Source organism: Citrobacter sp. TBCS-15, from assembly GCF_005280815.1.
GTDB lineage: Bacteria > Pseudomonadota > Gammaproteobacteria > Enterobacterales > Enterobacteriaceae > Citrobacter > Citrobacter werkmanii.
Genome location: NZ_SZWK01000290.1, coordinates 1 through 796 on the forward strand (window position 1 = coordinate 1; position 796 = coordinate 796).

Consider the following 796-nt stretch of genomic DNA (forward strand, 5'->3'; position numbering starts at 1 on the left):
ACAAAATGAAAGATACAGTAAAAACTTTAATGATAGCTGCAGGTGTCGGCTTTACACTTATCGCTATCACTTGGATAGGTATAATCGCAACGTTGCTTATTACATGGCTTGGAGGAATTATCTAATGAAATATATACAATGCGTTAAATGGTCAAACGGAGATTTCAGAGAGCTTGAATACTATAAAAGAAGTCAAGAAGAAATGATAGATATGCTTAAGCATGACATAACACGGAAGCACATTATCGCCACTTGGTTAAAAGATAAAAATGGCAAAGAGTTAGCTTATTTTGATAAACATATTCAATCAATCACAGGAGAAGAAGAATTGAAAAAAGGAACAATAGAAGAAGTACTTCTAGAAATTAATAATAAAGTTTTTGTTTCACAACCAGATATTAGAAGTGTTTTAGAATCGTTAGAAAAACAAGGATATATTAAGTTTAAAAAAGAACCTAAAAAGTATAAAGTATTCGTCAAACTTGTTACCATTGGAGAAGAAAATAAAAAACTTTACTATGTAAATGAACATCATTTGACTGATAATATTGATGAAGCTAAGCGGTTTGGGCTTAATGAAGACAAATATGGATATGCCTATGAGTATGTAAAGGAGTACTAATTGAATTTTAAAAAGAATCGGCACTATGCCAATGAATACGGTGTAGAACTTAACGAATACTTTAAACATAATTTTAACTATGAAGAGCTTGCAGGTTGGTATACAATGCAGGTATTAAAGTATCTAGTAAGAGCTGGCAAGAAAGAGGGTGAAAGCTACGACAAAGACCGTAAC

Annotated in this window: 2 protein-coding genes; both read left to right on the forward strand. The window is 31.7% G+C overall.

Going from position 1 to position 796, the window contains the following annotated elements; translation table 11 throughout:
- The first annotated feature begins 124 nt into the window (after positions 1-124).
- A complete protein-coding gene (locus tag FDW96_RS17620) occupies positions 125-622 on the forward strand; it encodes a hypothetical protein (RefSeq protein ID WP_137366048.1) in 498 nt (165 codons plus the stop codon).
- Positions 623-796 (forward strand): DUF3310 domain-containing protein (locus FDW96_RS26295; protein ID WP_137366049.1); only part of this gene is annotated, 174 nt, incomplete at its 3' end.

Coding starts and splice junctions, on each gene's coding strand:
- FDW96_RS17620 (WP_137366048.1), top strand. CDS start 125: ATGAAATATATACAATGCGTTAAATGGTCAAACGGAGATTTCAGAGAG.